The sequence below is a fragment of the Devosia sp. XGJD_8 genome, assembly GCF_046614475.1.
GTDB lineage: Bacteria > Pseudomonadota > Alphaproteobacteria > Rhizobiales > Devosiaceae > Devosia.
The window spans coordinates 365,692-381,949 of sequence record NZ_JBKJHF010000002.1 but is presented as its reverse complement, the minus strand read 5'-3'; the positions used below and the strand labels follow the sequence as shown (position 1 = coordinate 381,949).

The window sequence follows — 16,258 nt, the reverse complement described above, 5'->3', positions numbered from 1 at the left end:
GCTTTGCGCCATTTTCCGCCCACCCGCCGGACGGGCCTCCCTCCCCCTTGTGGGGAGGGAATGAGGGTGGGGGTGAGCCACGCACTCCGCCCTAGCGGATATCCCCCACCCTTGATCCTCCCCCTTGTGGGGAAGGAATCGACTGCAAACGCAGCCGCAAATTACTCCGCTGCGACGCGGTCCTTGCCCTCTGCCGCCAGTTCATCGGGCGCAAAGTCATCCACCTTGACCACCCGGTCGGTCGCCTCATCGGCCGCCCGCATGATGCCGGCCTCGTTGCCGCTCAGCACACCCGCCGCAACGGCATCGTCGATCGCATCGCGATCCAGCCGCCGCTCGATGACGCCCTTGCGAGCCGCCTTGACGAACTTGGCCTCGATTTCCTCGGCCTCGGTCACCTTGATCAGCGCGTCTTCCAGAACGCCCGTCACGTCATTGGGGTCCATCGAGACATAGGTTCCCGTCGTCAGACGGTCGCGGAACGCGCCCGGCCGCAGCACGGCGCGCACGAAGCGATAATTCACCCGGTCGCTGGCCGGCTTGGCATGGCGGCCCAGCGGGAAGCAGAGCACGCGCATTGCCCAGGCAAAGGCCGGATTGGGGAAATTGGCGAAGATTTCGCCGAAGCTCTTTTCCATCGCGGCAACCCGATCGGCCATGATCGCCTCGACCAGTTCCCGGTCCTCGGCAATCCGCCCTTCGTCCTCGAAGCGGCGCAGCGTTGCCGACATCAGGTAGAGTTCGCCCAGGATATCGGCCATGCGGCCGGAAATCTTCTGCTTGCGCTTGAGCGCCCCGCCCAGGAACACCGTCGTCCAGTCGGCCGTCAGCGCGAAGGCCTGGCTGTAGCGATGCAGCCGGCGATACCAATGCGCCATCGGCCCCTGGTTCGGCGTCGAGGCAAAGGCGCCGTTGGAAATGCCATGCAGGAAGCTCGCTGCGATATTGCGCAGCATGAATTTCGTATGCCCTCCGAAGGCGCGATCGAACTGGTCGAGTCCAGCCTTCTTGTCCTTGTTCTGCACCGCCTCGATTTCCTTGTAGAGGAAAGGATGCGCCCGCAGCACGCCCTGGGCAAAGGTCATCAGCGTGCGCGTCAGGATATTGGCGCCTTCCACGGTGATGGCCACCGGCGTCGCCATATAGCCGCCGAACAGATAATTGCCCGGCCCGTCCTGGATGGCGCGGCCACCGTGAATGTCGAAGCTGTCATCGACGCTATCGCGCATGGCTTCGGTGGTGCGGTATTTCAGCAGGGCCGAAATCACCGCAGGGCGCTGCCCCTCGTCCACCATCGACGCCGTCAGCCGGCGGCTCGCCTCATAGGTATAGGCGCGCTTGACCATCTCGCCGAGCGGCTCGGCCACGCCTTCCATGATGCCGACCGGAATGCCGAACTGCCGCCGCACCCGCGCATAGGCCGAGGTGACCCGCAGGGCCTGCTTGATCGAGGTCGTGCCGATCGCCGGCAGCGAAATGGCGCGCCCGGTCGACAGGCATTCCATCAGCATGCGCCAGCCCTGCCCGGCATAGTCCGTGCCGCCGATCAGGAAATCCATGGGGATGAACACATCCGTGCCGCGCACCGGGCCATTCATGAAGGCCTGCCGTGCCGGGAAATGCCGCCGGCCGATTTCGACGCCGGGATGGTCATGCGGCACCAGCGCCAGCGTGATGCCGATCTCGGTGCCGCGCCCCAGGAGGTTGTCCGGGTCCTTGAGGATGAAGGCCAGGCCCACCAGCGTCGCGATCGGCGCCAGCGTGATGTAGCGCTTGTCGAAGCTGAGCTTGACGCCCAGCATTTCCTTGCCCTGATACGTGCCCTTGGTGACCACGCCGATATCGCGCATGCCGCCGGCATCCGAACCCGAATGCACCCCGGTCAGCGCAAAGCAGGGCACTTCCAGCCCCTTGGCCAGGCGGCCCAGATACTTCTCTTTCTGCTCATGCGTGCCGTATTTTTCCAGCAGTTCTCCCGGCCCGAGCGAATTGGGCACCATCACCGTAATGCCCGCCGCTACCGAGCGGCTGGAGATCTTGGAAACGATCATCGACTGCGCCTGCGCGCCGAAGCCCAGCCCGCCATGCTCCTTGGCGATCAGCATGCCCAGGAACCCGTTATCCTTGAGGAATTGCCAGACTTCGGGAGACAGGTCCGCGCGATTGTTGCGCGTGTCCCAGTCGTCGATCATCGAGCAGACCACATTGGTCGGACCATCGATGAAGGCCTGCTCTTCGGCGGTCAGCGTCAGCGGGCGGATGGCAGTGAGCTTGTCCCAGTTGGGGCGACCCGAAAACAGCTCCGCATCCCAGCCGACCGTACCGGCATCGAGCGCTTCCTGCTCCGTCCGGCTGACCCGAGGAAGGATGGATTTGACCGCGCCATAGATCGGCTTGATCAGCACCGGCTTGCGGATCGCCTCCACGCTGAGCACCAGCAGAAGCGCGCCGATCACCAGCAGCACCCAGCTGCCGGCCCCCAGGCCATAGCTGATGCCGCTATCGGGGAAATCGAGGCCTGCCAGTAGGCCGATCACCACCACGGCGACGCCCCATTGCCACAAGGGACTTTCCCGCATGGCCAGAACAGCGAAGACGATGAGGCTGATCGCAATAAGCGCAAAGGTCACGGCATGCCCTCCATGGCGCCACTCACGCCAGCACGGGCGGAGCAACTCAATCCCAGAACGTCAGACCAGTCGCCGAATCGTTCGGCTTGGTCGTTGGGCCTGCCGCGCCGGGATCATAACGCGGGCGGACCCTGTTGTTGAGGCTAGTTTAGCAAGGTTTACGTATACGTCAACCAATCGCCGTTTACTGCCCCTCATCACCTCTTCCCTTTTGGGGGGAGTTAGACCGCCTCGGGGTCGAGTGAGGGGGCCTTTCCGCCCACATCCCATAGGGCATCCTGAGCCGCCTCCCACGAAACCTGCCCTGCACGTCAACGCCAAACCCCTCCACAAGTTCGGACAGCCGTTTGACGCTAACGTAAAGCCATGAAATATTCGTCTCACAAGGGCGACAAGCCCAACTGCCGAAAACGGCATATGGAGGAAGCCATGGACACCAAGCTCGATACTGCTGCCCCCCTGCGCCCCTGGATCGCCAGCTATCCCGACGGCATCGCCTGGGATGTCGAGCTCGACACCAGGCCCGTCCATGAGCAGGTGCTCGCCGCCTGCGCCAGGAATCCCTCCGCCGTGGCCCTCGATTTCCTTGGCGGCACCACGACCTTTGGCGATCTGGCCAAGAAGATCATCGCCTTTGCCGGCGCCCTCCAGCACCAGTTCGGCGTCACCAAGGGCTCCAGGGTCGCGCTGATGCTGCCCAACACGCCCTTCTATCCTATCGCCTATTATGCGGTGCTGCGTGCCGGCGGCACCGTGGTCAACTGCAACCCGCTCTACACCGTGCACGAGCTCAGCCACATCACGGCCAATGCCGGCGCCGACATCATGGTGACGCTCGATCTGCAGCAGATTTTCGAGAAGGCCGAAAAGCTGGTCGAGGGGGGTCACGTCAAGTCGCTGGTCGTCTGCCACTTCCCCGATGCCCTGCCGCTGGTCAAGAAGATCCTGTTCTCGGTGGTCAAGCGCAAGGATCTGGCAAAGCTCGGCGCTTCGCCCGTCGCCGACCGCATCGTGCATTTCCACGACATGATCGGCCGCAACGAGACGCCCGACGCGGTCGTCATCGATCCGAAAAACGACATCGCCGTTCAGCAATATACCGGCGGCACCACGGGCATTCCCAAGGGCGCCCTGCTCACCCATGCCAATATCGCGGCCAATATGAGCCAGATCGACAAATGGGGCTGTGGCCTGTTCTACCCGCCCAGCAAGGTCGTCGCCGTCCTGCCCTTCTTCCACATCTTCGCCATGACCGTCTGCATGAACGTGCCGCTCTGCAACGGCACCCAGGTGGTGATGCTGCCGCGCTTCGAGCTCAAGGCTCTGCTCAACCTGCTGGCCCGCACCAAGGCCAATGTCCTGCCCGCCGTGCCCACCCTGCTCAACGCTATCGCCCGCGCCGATAGCGTCACGCCCGAACACCTGGCCAGCCTTGAAGTCTGCATTTCCGGCGGCGCCGCCCTGGCCGACGAGGTGCGCCACGCCTTTGCCAAGAAGTCCAAGGCGATCCTGGCCGAAGGCTATGGCCTCACCGAAGCCTCCCCCGTGGTCTGCTGCGCCGCCCTGCGCGTCGCCTCCAAGCCCATGTCGATCGGCCTGCCCCTGCCCGCCACCGATATCCGCTTCGTCAATATCGACACCAGCCAGCCCGTCGGCATCGGCGAGGATGGCGAATTGCAGGTCAAGGGCGCCCAGGTCATGGCCGGCTATTACGACAATCCCGACGCCACCCGGGACGCCTTCATGGATGGCTGGCTGCGCACCGGCGATGTCGGTCACATGGACGAGGACGGCTATGTCTTCCTCGTCGACCGCATCAAGGACCTGATCATCTGCTCGGGCTTCAACGTCTATCCGCGCACCATCGAGGAGGCGCTGATGACCCATGAAGCGGTGGAGGAGACCAACGTCATCGGCGTGCCCGACGAATATCGCGGCGAAGCCCCCGTCGCCTATGTCAAGCTCAAGGCCGGCCAGACCATCACCGAGGAAGCCCTCAAGCATTTCCTCGCCGAGCGTCTCAACAAGATCGAGATGCCCAGGCAGATCATCTTCAAGGACGCCTTGCCCAAGACCCTGATCGGCAAGCTCAGCAAGAAAGAGCTGCGCGCCGAATATGCCGAGCGGAAGGCCCACAAGTGACCCGCGCCACCCCCGAAACGCGCGACCTCTTCGCCATAGCCGAACTCGCCAAGGAGTTCGGCATCTCGACCCGCGCCATCCGCTTCTACGAAGCCAAGGGCCTGCTCTCGCCCGAGCGCGTCGGGGCGACCCGCGTCTTCCGCCGCCGCGACCGCGCCCGGCTGATCCTCATCCTGCGCGGCAAGCGGCTGGGCTTTTCGCTGCGCGACATTTCCGACTATCTCAGCCTCTACGACGCCAACCGCAGCCAGCAGGTCCACCTGCTGACCGCCAAGGTCGACGAACGCCTCGCCTCCCTCGAAGCCCAGCTCCAGGACCTCCAGACCACCATCGCCGAGCTGCGCGAAATCCGGAAACTGGCCGGCGAACGGCTGGACAAGACGGGCTGACCTACCTTCCCTTCTCCCCTTGCGGGAGAAGGTGCCCGAAGGGCGGATGAGGGGTCCTACTTCCGCCCCTTCACATTCTTCGTCATCAGATCCGGCTTCTTCGGCTTGACCCAGCCCTTGGGTGGCTGGCGCACCGGCACCTGCGTGCCCAGCCCCATCGCACCCGGCGGCGGCTGGCCGACGGTCACCGTATCGGCATCGCCCGGCTGCAGCGGCGCCTCGCCCTTGATCCGCGCCATCTCGTTGCGCAAGCTGGTCGCCGTCTCGAAATCCATCGCCTCGGCTGCGGCCTGCATCTGTTTTTCCAGCGCCACCAGGCGCTCGTGAATGGATCGCGATGACATCACATCCTCCTAGCTGGCCGCCACGAACACGGCCATATCCGCCAGCGTCGCCGCCTCGCTGGCCGGCTTGTCCCAGCGGATCCGGCTGATGCGCGGAAACCGCAGCGCCACGCCCGATTTGTGCCGCGTACTCTCCTGCGCCGAGTCGAACGCCACCTCGAACACCAGTTCCTTCTTCACCTCGCGCACCGGCCCGAAGGCCTGCAGCGTATTGGCCCGGATCCATCTGTCGAGCAGCTTCAGCTCCTCGTCGGTGAAGCCGAAATAGGCCTTGCCGATCGGCACGATCTCATTGCCCTTCCACACGCCAAACGTATAGTCCGAATAGAACGAACTCCGCTTGCCATGCCCGCGCTGCGCATACATCAGCACGGCATCCACCACATTGGGGTCGCGCTTCCATTTGAACCAGTAGCCCTTGGGCCGCCCTGGCACATAGGGCGAGCTCCGCAGCTTGATCATCACGCCCTCATGGCCGTGTTCATCCGCCCCCTGCCGCCGCTGCGCCGCCAGGTCGTCCCAGTCGGCAAAGGGCAGCACTTCGGACAGGTCCAGCCGCGTCTGCGGATTGGCCTTGAACCATGCCTCCAGCCGCGCCCGCCGCGCGGTCCAGTCCAGCACCCGCACGTCCTCGCCCCCGTCAAACAGGATATCATAGACCCGGATGAAGGCCGGGCTCTCCTTGAGATGCTTGGGGCTCGCCACCTTCTTGTTCAGCCGCTGCTGCAGGTCGTTGAAGCTGCCGGGGTCGAAATTCTTGCCTACCAGCAATTCCCCGTCCAGCACCGCCATGCCCTGCACATTTTGTACAATGTCGGGAAAAGCCGGCGCGATATCGTCGCCCGTGCGCGAAAACAGCGATACCGTCCCCCCGCCGAGCACCAGCTGCACCCTGATGCCGTCCCATTTCCACTCGGCCGCAAAATCCTGCGGATCGAGCTTGCCCAGGTCCTTTTCCTCGTCGATCGGATTGCTCAGCATCAGCGGGTGAAACCGCGCCGATTGATCGATATCGGGCCGCTCCGCATTGCCATCCAGCCAGGCAAACAGCTCGGCATAGGGCACCTTGAGCCCGTGCCAGACCTCCTCGATCTCCTGCACCGGCACGCCGCTCATTTCCGCCAGCGCCGTCTTGGCCAGCCGCGCCGAAACCCCGATGCGCAGCGCCCCCGTCGCCAGCTTCACCAGCGCCCAGCGCTCATTGATCCCCGCCTGCGTCAGCAGGGCCGCGATCAGCTTGGGCAGGTCCGATTTCGAGGTCGTATTGAACAGTTCGATCAGGTCCGTCAGCGAGGGCAGGTCGCCCTCCGCCCCATGATGCGGCCAGATCAGCGCAATGGTCTCGCCTAGGTCTCCGACATAGTCATAGCTCATGGCGAACAGCGTCTCGTCCACCTCGCGCAGCACCGTTTCCTTGAGCAAGGCCGGCTTCACATTGCGGAAGGTCAGCGCGCCGGTCAGCACTGCCAGCGCAAAGCCCCGGTCCGGATCCGGCACCTCGCGGAAATACTGCGTCAGCGCCGTCAGCTTGCGCGTCCGCGACGGCGTCAGCGCCAGTAGCTCCAGCAATTCGGCAAAGCGCTTCATTCCTCCGCGCCCTCCCCGCCATCGTCTTCGAAGCCCTGGATATTGAGCGGCTCGGCCTGGAGTCCCTGCGTCCGGCACCAGTAGACCAGCGCATCCTCCCGCCCATGCGTCACCCACACGGTCTCGGCCCTGGTCTCGTGGATGGTCTGCTGCAATTCGCCCCAGTCGCAATGGTCCGAAATCACCAGCGGCAGTTCCACCAGCGCCTGCCGCGCCCGCTGCTTGACGCTCATCCAGCCCGAAGCCTGGCACGTCACCGGGTCGGGAAAGCGCCGGCTCCAACGGTCGCGGATGGCCGCCGGCGGCGCGATGACGATCTGCCCTGCCATCGCCGCCTTGGGCATGCCCGTAGCCGGGATCAGCGTCCCGAGCGGCACGCCCCGTTCCTCATAGAGCTCACACAGCCGGATCATCGCGCCATGCAGATAGATCGGCCGGTCCCAGCCGGCATCGCGCAACAGGCCGATCACCCGCTGCGCCTTGCCCAGGGCATAGCATCCCACCATGTGGCAGCGTTCCGGCTGGTCGGCCACCGACTTCAGCAGCCGCCCGATCTCGACACTCGGATGCGGATGCTGGAACACCGGCAGCCCGAATGTCGCCTCGGTCACCAGGAGGTCGCATTCCACCAGCTCATACAGCTGCGAAGTCCGGTCCGGCAGGCGCTTGTAGTCGCCGGTCACCACCACCCGCTGTCCGTCCTTCTCGATCAGCACCTGCGCCGATCCAAGCACATGTCCGGCGGGGAAAAACGTGATCGTCAGATCGTCGATGGCGAGCGGCACACCGAAATCCAGCGCCTCGAACCGCCCGGCGCAGTCCTCGCCATAGCGCACTTTCATGATGGCGATCGTATCGGGCGTCGCCAGCACCGAACCATGCCCGCTCCGCGCGTGATCGGCATGGCCATGCGTGATGATCGCCCGCTCCTTGGGCGTAGACGGATCGATGAAGGCCTCGATAGCGCGGATATGGAGGTTTCGGTCCAGCAGCATCGCTTACTTTCTCGCTTGCGCAATGGAACGAGCCATAGTCGCATCAGGTTGCTCCAGCAGACAATCAAGGTGAACGCACATGCGCGATATTCCAACCACCGCTCTGCCAGACGGCACGTCCATCCCGATTTTTGGCCTCGGCACCTGGAAAATGGGCGAGCGCAATGCCGACATAGCCGGCGAAGTCGCTACCTTGAGAGCCGGGCTCGATCAGGGCGTAACCCTGTTCGACACCGCCGAAATGTATGGCTCGGGCGGCGCCGAACAGGTGTTGGGCGAAGCCATTGCCGGCAGACGTGACGCTACATTTCTGGTCAGCAAGGTGTTGCCATCAAATGCCGGTCGCGTCAGGGCGATCGCCGCCTGCGAAGCGAGCCTCAAGCGCCTCGGGACCGATCGGCTCGACCTCTATCTGCTGCATTGGCGCGGCTCGGTGCCACTGACCGAAACCGTGCGCGCCTTCGAGGATCTGGTCAGGGCTGGCAAAATCCTGCGCTGGGGCGTCTCCAATTTCGATCCGTCCGATCTTGCCGAACTCGATGCCATCTCCCGCAACTGTGCCGCCAATCAGGTGCTCTATAACCTGACCCGGCGCGGCATCGAGTTCGACCTGCTGCCCCAGGCGCAGCGCCGCGCCATGCCGGTGATGGCATACTCCCCCATCGAGCAGGGCGCCCTGCTCAATGACGCCACGCTTGCAGACATCGCCGACGGGCACGGGGCGACGCCCGCCCAGATTGCCCTGGCCTGGGTGATGCGTCGGCCCGGCGTCATTGCCATCCCAAAGACCGGCCGGGCCGAGCGGGTGAGCGAAAACCTCGGCGCTCTCGACATCGAACTCACCGAGGCCGACCTGGCGAAGCTCGACAGGGCCTTTCCACCGCCCCGGCGCAAGCAGACGCTGGAGATGATCTAGGCGCGTGTCGCCATAGCGCTATCTAGTTTCCCAGCAAGAAGGCGAGAGCCGTCACATCACCTTCGTCACGTCCATCAGCCCCGGCCGCTTGTCATTGGCCGCGGTGATCGCCGCCTCGCCGCCCAGCACCACCACATGTCCATGCTTGGCCACCGCATCCACCGCCTCGGCCAGTCGCTTGAAGTCAGCCGCCGTGGTCCCGAGGATTTCGTCCCGCCGCTGCTGCCGAATGGCGTCCGTCGTGCCGGTCAGCTGCCGCCACATCGACGAATAGCCCTTGGCGTCCGGGAATTCATAGCCGTCCACATCCCCGATCACCCCGATGATCGAGCGCGTCAGGTCATTCTCGCCGATCCCGGCATTGAGCGCCTTGCTCGCTCCGTCATAGGCGTCCAGCGTCTTGAGCAGGTTGGGGTCGCGATAGGACAGGAAGCTGAAATTGCCCGAGGTCAGGTCGAACCGGCTCGATCCGCCATAGGCCCCGCCCTGCACGCGCACCTTGTCCCAGAGATAGGTGGTGTTGAGGAATTTCAGCACCACGCTGGACGCCCCGGTCAACTCGAAGCCGAGCGCCCTCAGATTGGCGCCCTTGCCCACATAATTGACCTGCGCCGGAATGATCAGACCTTCCGACCTGGGCCGGAAATCCACGCTCCAGTCGGCCAGGGCAAAATCCTGGTTGGGCAGCCGCCCGAGAAAGCTCTCGATCTCGCCCCTGGCGCGCTCCCACAGCGATCCGTCCGCCGTGACATTGACCACCATGCGCCCGCGGTTGAACAGCGTGTCGCGGATGCGCTTTAACACCGCCTCGACCCCGTCCCAGTCGCTCTCGATGCGGCCCACCAGCTCGCGCAGGAACTGCAGATAGCTCACGCCACCCAGCTGCTCGGCGATCCAGCTCGCCTCGGTCAGCCCCGATTTCAGCCGCGTGTCGACGATGGCATTGCCGCTCGGCACCAGCCGCGCCTCAAAGCCCGCTTTTTCCTCGAGCGCCATCTGCTTGAAGCGCGCCCGGTTGTCGAGCCGAGCATCGAGCAGCACATCGCCCATGATGGCCAGCATTTCCTCGATTTTGTCCGGCACGGCCTTGCCCGAGAGGAAGAACCACGCCGCACTGCCGTCGCTGCCCTGCCGGGAGGACAGGCCCCGATGCTGCGCAATGCCGCCCGTCGAGCGGCCGATGCGCTGCGTCAGCGAAACGAAGTCTTCCTTGCTGGTCCCGGTCTGCAGCAGCGCCCGCCCGAACAGCGGCAGATAGGGCAGCAATTCCTTGTCGAGCACATGCAGGTCGAAGCCGAAATCGAGGTACAGGATCCCCAGCGTCGGCAGGTCATGGTAGAATAGCCTTGCATCGGCCAGCGTACCGATCTCGATCGGCACAGTCCGGCTTTCGCGCGGCAGGTCCGCCAGGGTCAGCGTCGGAATTTTCGCCAGCAGCGCCGGGTCGTCCACTTCCTCCTGCAGGGCCTTGAGCTTTTCGGTCTCGGCCACGGTCGCTTCCAGCGCCCGCGCATCGAGCCCCTTGCGCACCTCGGCCAATATCTCGGCCTCCCGCGCCGCCTCGCGCGCCCCCTGCTCGGGGTCGGCACTCAGCGTCACCGTGGTGCGATGCATATTGTCGAGGAACAGCCGGCGGATTTCCGCCTCGAAGTGGCCCTTGCCAGCCTTGTCCTTCAGCGCCGTCAGCGCATCCTCGAAATGCAGCTGCGCCAGCGGATCGCCGCCATGCAGCCAGGTCCCCAGCGCGTTGAACATATAGGTCATGCCACGCGGATAGGAGCCGGTATTGTTCTCGCGCAGGCTGAATTCGAACGTATTGGCCGCCGCTTCGAGCTGGTCTGCCGCAAAGCCGGTTTCGGCGATTTCGCCCAGCGTCGAAAGGATCAGCGCCTCGACCTTGCCGGCATCGGCCGGGTCGATGCCCTTCATGCCGAAGCTCGCCATCGGCTGGCGCAGCCCGCTGCCGATGCCGCCGCCGGTCATGCCCTCGCCCAGCCCGCTTTCGGTGAGCGCCTTGCGCAATGGTGCCGCCGGATTGCCCGCCAGCAGGTAGCTCAGCATGCCATGGCTGAGCGATTCCGTACGGTCGGCCGGCGGATCGATCATCCAGTTGACCGAGACCATGCCATCGCGTGCCTTGCCCGCATCCTTGGTGCCGGCATAGCTCGCCACGATCTGTCGCGGCGCATTGAACCGCGGTTGCAGCGTCACTTCGGCATCGACCGGCGCCGGCTCGAACTGGCTGAAATAGGCGTCCAGAATATCCAGTCGCGCCGCGGCATCGTCATCGCCCGAAAAGAAGGCCCGCGTATTGGACGGGTGATAGAATGTCTGGTGGAAGCGCTTGAACTGCGCATAGGTCAGCTCGGGAATGGCCTTGGGGTCGCCACCCGAACTCTTGCCATAGGTGGTGTCGGGATAGAGCGAGCGCTGCGCGATATCGCGCATCACCGCGTCGGGCGAGGAGAACACGCCCTTCATCTCGTTGAACACCACGCCCTTGTAGACCAGCGGGCCCGCCGTATCCTCGAGCTCGTAATGCCAGCCCTCCTGGCGGAACGTGTCCTCGGTGATCAGCGGGAAAAACACCGCGTCGAGATAGACATCCACCAGGTTGTAGAAGTCCTTGAGGTTCTGGCTCGCCACCGGATAGGCCGTCTTGTCCGGAAAGGTCATGGCATTGAGGAAGGTGTTGAGGCTCCCCTTGATCAGCTCCACGAACGGCTTCTTGACCGGATACTTCCGGCTCCCGCACAGCACCGAATGCTCGAGGATATGCGCAATGCCCGTCGAATCCTCGGGCGGCGTCTTGAAGGTGATGCCGAACACCTTGTTCTCGTCGTCATTGACGAGACTGAGCACTTCCGCCCCCGTCTTCTTGTGCCGGAACAGCTGCGCCTGCGAATTGACCTCCGCAATATGCTCGTCGCGGATCAGTTCAAAGGCTTGGTGATGGGACATGAGACTACTCGGCAGGATTATTGTTGTTGGTTGACAACGTAGGGACGCGAGCCGCGATCCGCTAGGGCTTCACCAAACTCTGAGCCCGCCCCCTCCCCTTGAGGGAGAGGGACGACACTTCTGCGTTCAGCAGAAGTGTCAGGGTGAGGGGTGCTGCGCCCCCCCATGCCAGACGCGAGAAGAGACCCCTCATCCGCCCTTGGGGCACCTTTCTCCCTCATGGGGGAAAAGGAAAAGCCTAGACCCCGCCCCGGATCTCGGGCTTCACATCCCGCTCGTACCATTCGCCCAATCTTCCCATCAGCGCCGGGAACAGGCTCTTCTGCTCGCTGGCGGCGACATTGTCGGCCAGCTGCTCGGGCTTGCTCACCCCGGCAATGATCGTCGACACCTGTGGATGGTCCAGGATCCAGCGCAGCGCAAACTGGCTCATCGGCATGCCCTCGGGCGCCAGCCCGCGCAACTCGGCCACCAGCTCCACCCCCCGTTCGAAGGGAATGCCGGCAAAGGTCTCGCCCACCGAAAACGCCTTGCCGTCGGCATTGTAGTTGCGGTGGTCGCTGGCATCGAACCGCGTGGTCTTGTCATACTTGCCGCTCAGCAGCCCGCTCGCCAGCGGCAGCCGCACGATGATGCCGACATCCTTTTCCGCCGCCTTGGGCAGCAGCTCTTTCGCCGCATCCTGCCGGAACAGGTTGAAAATGATCTGCAGTGTCGAACAGCCCGGCTGCTCGAGGCAGATCAAGCCCTCCTCGATCGTCTCGACGCTGGCGCCCCAGTGCCGCACCAGGCCCTCGGCCTTGAGCTCGTCCATCCAGCCAAAGATCGCCCCGTCTTCCAGCACCGGCCGCGGCACGCAATGCAGCTGCGCCAGGTCGAGGCTCGCAACGCCCAGCCGCTGCGCCGAGCCCATGAGGCTCGCCCGGATGCCGTCCTTGGAGTAATTGTCCGGAAACAGCCCGCCGCCGCGCCCCAGCTTGGTCGCCACATGCACGCCCGGCCCCTTGCCATGGCTGCCGATCCGGCTCTCGCTCAGCCCCCCGCCATAGACATCGGCCGTGTCCCAGAAGGTCACGCCGGCATCATTGGCCGCATCGAGGATGGCCTTGGCCGTATCGTCGCCTACCGGCCCGAAATCCCCGCCCAGCTGCCAGCAGCCCAGCCCGATTTCGGAGACCTCATAGCCCGTCTTGCCCAGCCGTCTCGTCTTCATGATGGTCTCTCCATGGCTTGCCGCCTTCGCAGCCACGCCCTTGTAGGCGCGGCGGCACATATCGTCACCCCGGGGTAACGCTCGACTATTCGAAATAGTCCGGATGATCGTTGATGGTCTGGCTCAGCAGCACTTCGGCCCGCGCCAGATGCGCCCGCATCGCCGCCTCGGCCGCGGTTGGATCGCCCTTGCCCACCGCCCTGGCGATGATCTTGTGCTCGTCGATCGCCACCCGCGACGAGGATGCCCCCAGCGTCAGGTAGCGCACCCGGTCGAGCTGCATCTTGTGGTCGTCGATCAGCTGCCAGGCATATTCCACCCCGGCCAGCCGCGCCAAAGTGCGATGGAACAGCTCGTCCAGCGTATGGAACCGCCGGCTGTCCTCGGCGGCCGAAGCGGCCTCCTGCTCGGCGATCAACTCGATCAGCACCGCCTGCGCATCGCCCGGATTGGCCGCGAGCCGCCGGATGATCTCGACCTCGATGCTCTCGCGGATGAACCGGCTCTGCCGCACGCCCTCGGGCGAGATTTTCTTGACCACCGTGGCCCGCTTGGGCCGGATCAGCAGCAGCCCCTGCTGGGCCAGGCGGATGAAGGCCTCGCGCACCGGCTGCCGCGATACGCCATAGCGGCCGGCAATATCGCTCTCGGAAATCACGTCGCCGGGCTTCAGCGCCATGGTCACGATGTCGTCGCGCAGCGCGCCGACAACGCGCATCGCCATGGTTTCCTCACTCGTGTTGAGCACGCTGGCGGCCACTTCTGCTGATTCTCCTCCCCGACCATGGGCCGGATGCGCCCCGCAAGGCGCCCCCGGAATGGCCGACATCCACAGTTTTCTGGCCGGCGGGCCGCCCTAGAGCGTAATCCCCGCCTCTGCCAGCATGGCGTCGACGAAGATCCGCTCCCCGTTCCGCGCGATCGACTGGTTCGCCGCAATCCCGGTCAGGATCGACCAGGCGCCGGCCACCTGGTCCGAGGCGCGGCCATATTTGTCCGCTTCCATGTTCTGCGGATCGAACAAATAGCCCAGCATGATGGGGTCCGCCCCGCCATGGCTGCCCTTGCCGGTCCACACGTCGAGCTTCTGCGGCAGTCCGCCCGCTAGGTGCAGCTCGGTCGACATCGCCTCGACCGCTTCGTCGCCGCCCCGCTCGCGGTGCCCGCCGGCAAACACGCCATGCACTTCGATATGCTTGTGCGTCAGCTCGCCCTTGGTGCCGTGGAACTTCACCTCCAGCCCTTCCCAGGGCGAATAGGCCACCAGCGTATAGTTCAACGACACACCCGAGGCATACTGCGCCTGAACCTGCATCGTGTCCTCGATGGTGATGTCGTCGGCAAAGACGCATTTGTCGCGCCAGTAGCCGTCGTCATTCTCTGCATCGAGATAGAGTTCCTTGAGCGGCTCATCCGTCTCGAGGTCCATGTAGAAGTCGCATTTATGGGCCACCGGGCAGGCATGGCAGCGCGGGCCATGGCCTTCCAGACCCAGCTTGATCGCCATTTCCGGCGTATAGAAATCGCGCTTGCCCGTGGCGCTGATGCTCTTGGGCGTCGAGCCGGCCCACCAGTTGAGCAGGTCAAAATGGTGCGTGGACTTATGCACCAGCAGCCCGCCGGACTTGTCCTTGTAGCGGTGCCAGCGGCGGAAATAGTCGGCGCCATGCACCCGGTCGAGATACCAGCGGAAATCAATGGCCGTGATCTCCCCGATCACCCCGTTCATCAGGATTTCCTTGAGCTGGGTGCGCGCCGGTGAATAGCGGTAGTTGAAGGTCACCGTCACCGATTTGCCGCTCTCGCGCTGCGCATCGAGAATGCGCTTGAGCCGGGCGACGTCGATGGTCATCGGCTTTTCGGTCATCACGTTGCGGCCGGCCTTGAGCGCCCGCACGATATATTCATCATGCAGGTAGTCCGGCGTCGTGACGATCACTGTGTCCGGATCCTGCTCGGTGAGCATCCGGTCGAAATCTTCCGCCAGGTAGGTGGCAATGCCATTGCCGCCCCTATGCGGCACCTTGTTGGCCGACAGGGCCAGCCGGCTCTGGTTCACATCGCACAGCGCGACCAGTTCGGCGCTCTCTGCATGGGTCTGGGCAACGGCCTCGCGGAACATCTGGTGGCGGCCACCCGTGCCGACGATGGCGAACTTCTTCTTGGTCATATTGGCTACTGGAGTCTTGCAAACAGGAAGGGCCGAACCGGCCGGTTACATCTTCCATACAAGATTTCCGAGCGACCCTCTAGGGCAAATCGCCCCGGTGGGGCGATTTGAGCTCGGAAAGCCATGAGGGCTACGCCCGAATGGCCCAGCCGCACCACAACCACCACACCACCTCTCCCTTCGGGGGAGAAGTCGGCGGGGAAGCCGACGGGTGAGGGGGCCTTTTCTTGGTCGAGTGCTTTGGGAAAGGTCCGCCTCTCCCCAAGGGAGAGGTGAATCCTACTGGCTGAACGGCACCGAGGCGGTCAGCACCTCGCCCGAATCATTGAACTCGACTTCGAAGTCCACCGTGATGCTGTTATTGCCGATCAGCACGATGCGCGAACCGATGCGCACATCGCTGCCGCCACGATCCTTCTGGCGCTCCTTGAGGTCGAAGCTGATCCGACCCTGGCTTTCCTGGCCGATGGCAATGCCGGTAAAGCCCGCATTGGAGCTCATCGCCGCCTCATAGCGGCGCGTGGCGTCGTTATAGGCAATGGTGCCGCTGATCGACAGCGTCGCATCCACCAGCGTGCAGCGGCCAGTATAGTTCACCTTTTGCTGGTTGCCCTTGGCAATGGCCAGCCGGCAGCGGAAGGGTTCGGGCTGGTCGCCGCCGACCAGGGCGCCCTCGCCGCGCCAGTTGCCGATATAGGAGGTGAGCAGGTCCAGCTCGGCCTGCCCGGCCTGGGCTGCCGCGGCGCCCAAAGGAACAAACTGCATGGCCAGCAGCACGGCGATAATCTTAGACCACATTTTCATCAGGAAGGCCCCCCGTCACTTCGAGACATCAGATTCTGTTTATGTCTGCCAGTCCGAAGATATCGGCGCCAGCTAAAATCTGACACATCTGTCGGCGTTGTTACGAA

Annotated in this window: 12 protein-coding genes; 3 read left to right on the top strand and 9 right to left on the bottom strand. The window is 64.1% G+C overall.

The window, feature by feature from the left end; all coding sequences use genetic code 11:
- Positions 1-161 precede the first annotated feature (161 nt).
- Entirely contained in the window at positions 162-2,630 is a 2,469-nt protein-coding gene (locus ACLI1C_RS17330; RefSeq protein WP_411398806.1) for an acyl-CoA dehydrogenase, read from the bottom strand.
- Between the two features lie 429 nt (positions 2,631-3,059).
- Here ACLI1C_RS17330 and ACLI1C_RS17325 point away from each other — a divergent pair, with 429 nt between their 5' ends.
- Together ACLI1C_RS17325 and ACLI1C_RS17320 are read left to right on the top strand one after the other, a co-directional pair.
- Positions 3,060-4,772: a long-chain-fatty-acid--CoA ligase gene (locus ACLI1C_RS17325; protein ID WP_411398805.1), complete on the top strand. Its 1,713-nt coding sequence runs from the start codon at positions 3,060-3,062 to the stop codon at positions 4,770-4,772.
- A complete protein-coding gene (locus ACLI1C_RS17320; protein ID WP_411398804.1) occupies positions 4,769-5,161 on the top strand; it encodes a MerR family DNA-binding protein in 393 nt (130 codons plus the stop codon). The genes ACLI1C_RS17325 and ACLI1C_RS17320 overlap by 4 nt, the downstream gene beginning before the upstream one ends.
- A gap of 56 nt (positions 5,162-5,217) precedes the next feature.
- Here the strand turns inward: ACLI1C_RS17320 and ACLI1C_RS17315 are convergent, their stop codons facing one another.
- The 3 genes from ACLI1C_RS17315 to ACLI1C_RS17305 are packed head-to-tail and all read right to left on the bottom strand — an operon-like array spanning position 5,218 to position 8,087.
- The gene (locus ACLI1C_RS17315) at positions 5,218-5,505 is read right to left on the bottom strand and encodes a UvrB/UvrC motif-containing protein (protein WP_411398803.1); all 288 of its coding nucleotides are present in this window, start codon (positions 5,503-5,505) and stop codon (positions 5,218-5,220) included.
- A 9-nt stretch (positions 5,506-5,514) separates the two neighbouring features.
- On the bottom strand, positions 5,515-7,092 hold the full coding sequence (locus ACLI1C_RS17310) for a cisplatin damage response ATP-dependent DNA ligase (RefSeq protein ID WP_411398802.1): 1,578 nt from the start codon (positions 7,090-7,092) through the stop codon (positions 5,515-5,517).
- Positions 7,089-8,087, bottom strand: a complete 999-nt coding sequence (locus ACLI1C_RS17305; protein ID WP_411398801.1) for a ligase-associated DNA damage response exonuclease — start codon at positions 8,085-8,087, stop codon at positions 7,089-7,091. The genes ACLI1C_RS17310 and ACLI1C_RS17305 overlap by 4 nt, the downstream gene beginning before the upstream one ends.
- Before the next feature lie 79 nt (positions 8,088-8,166).
- On the opposite strand from ACLI1C_RS17305, the gene ACLI1C_RS17300 reads away from it, so the two are divergent.
- Positions 8,167-9,003 (top strand): aldo/keto reductase, encoded by an 837-nt coding sequence (locus ACLI1C_RS17300; RefSeq protein WP_411398800.1) that lies wholly within the window; start codon positions 8,167-8,169, stop codon positions 9,001-9,003.
- Positions 9,004-9,054: 51 nt separating this feature from the next.
- On the opposite strand, the gene ACLI1C_RS17295 is transcribed toward ACLI1C_RS17300, so the two are convergent.
- The 5 genes from ACLI1C_RS17295 to ACLI1C_RS17275 all read right to left on the bottom strand — a co-directional run bounded on the left by ACLI1C_RS17295 (position 9,055) and on the right by ACLI1C_RS17275 (position 16,151).
- Entirely contained in the window at positions 9,055-11,964 is a 2,910-nt protein-coding gene (locus ACLI1C_RS17295; RefSeq protein ID WP_411398799.1) for an insulinase family protein, read from the bottom strand.
- A gap of 238 nt (positions 11,965-12,202) precedes the next feature.
- The gene (locus tag ACLI1C_RS17290; protein ID WP_411398798.1) at positions 12,203-13,177 is read right to left on the bottom strand and encodes an aldo/keto reductase; all 975 of its coding nucleotides are present in this window, start codon (positions 13,175-13,177) and stop codon (positions 12,203-12,205) included.
- Between the two features lie 85 nt (positions 13,178-13,262).
- Positions 13,263-13,937, bottom strand: coding sequence for a GntR family transcriptional regulator (locus tag ACLI1C_RS17285; RefSeq protein WP_411398797.1), 675 nt, complete (start codon positions 13,935-13,937; stop codon positions 13,263-13,265).
- Between the two features lie 96 nt (positions 13,938-14,033).
- Positions 14,034-15,347: a Gfo/Idh/MocA family protein gene (locus ACLI1C_RS17280; RefSeq protein WP_411398796.1), complete on the bottom strand. Its 1,314-nt coding sequence runs from the start codon at positions 15,345-15,347 to the stop codon at positions 14,034-14,036.
- A gap of 279 nt (positions 15,348-15,626) precedes the next feature.
- Positions 15,627-16,151 (bottom strand): heme-binding beta-barrel domain-containing protein, encoded by a 525-nt coding sequence (locus ACLI1C_RS17275; protein WP_411398795.1) that lies wholly within the window; start codon positions 16,149-16,151, stop codon positions 15,627-15,629.
- Positions 16,152-16,258: the final 107 nt, after the last annotated feature.

Coding starts and splice junctions, on each gene's coding strand:
- ACLI1C_RS17315 (WP_411398803.1), bottom strand. CDS start 5,505: ATGTCATCGCGATCCATTCACGAGCGCCTGGTGGCGCTGGAAAAACAG.
- ACLI1C_RS17290 (WP_411398798.1), bottom strand. CDS start 13,177: ATGAAGACGAGACGGCTGGGCAAGACGGGCTATGAGGTCTCCGAAATC.
- ACLI1C_RS17325 (WP_411398805.1), top strand. CDS start 3,060: ATGGACACCAAGCTCGATACTGCTGCCCCCCTGCGCCCCTGGATCGCC.
- ACLI1C_RS17280 (WP_411398796.1), bottom strand. CDS start 15,347: ATGACCAAGAAGAAGTTCGCCATCGTCGGCACGGGTGGCCGCCACCAG.
- ACLI1C_RS17275 (WP_411398795.1), bottom strand. CDS start 16,151: ATGAAAATGTGGTCTAAGATTATCGCCGTGCTGCTGGCCATGCAGTTT.
- ACLI1C_RS17310 (WP_411398802.1), bottom strand. CDS start 7,092: ATGAAGCGCTTTGCCGAATTGCTGGAGCTACTGGCGCTGACGCCGTCG.
- ACLI1C_RS17295 (WP_411398799.1), bottom strand. CDS start 11,964: ATGTCCCATCACCAAGCCTTTGAACTGATCCGCGACGAGCATATTGCG.
- ACLI1C_RS17305 (WP_411398801.1), bottom strand. CDS start 8,087: ATGCTGCTGGACCGAAACCTCCATATCCGCGCTATCGAGGCCTTCATC.
- ACLI1C_RS17300 (WP_411398800.1), top strand. CDS start 8,167: ATGCGCGATATTCCAACCACCGCTCTGCCAGACGGCACGTCCATCCCG.